Source organism: Halomonas sp. SIMBA_159 (assembly GCF_046536035.1).
GTDB classification, from domain to species: domain Bacteria; phylum Pseudomonadota; class Gammaproteobacteria; order Pseudomonadales; family Halomonadaceae; genus Vreelandella; species Vreelandella venusta_A.
The window spans coordinates 1-245 of the sequence record NZ_JAWJBT010001317.1 but is presented as its reverse complement, the minus strand read 5'-3'; the positions used below and the strand labels follow the sequence as shown (position 1 = coordinate 245).

At 40.8% G+C, this 245-nt stretch carries 1 protein-coding gene; it reads right to left on the bottom strand.

The features are described from left to right. Positions 1 to 245: hypothetical protein (locus tag R0J87_RS23525; protein WP_498889403.1), on the bottom strand; the 245-nt coding region annotated here is incomplete at both ends.

The following is a 245-nucleotide window of genomic DNA, read 5'->3' as shown; positions in this document are numbered from 1 at the left end:
AGTTGATTGGGTCAACTCAGCAAACTTGTCCTTGAAAGACATGTATTGATTACGCTTATCAAGCTCGCGTTCTAAGTGAGCAATATGAGGAAAATCAGCGCAGTACCCTACACGTTCATTAAATACTTTGAGGAAGACCTTAAGAATGGCATTTTCTCGGTCATCTGTATTGGCTCGCGAATCGATGTTAAAAAGAATAACGTCTGTATCTTTGGTAACAGCGTTTTGGATATCGGCCAACAGCA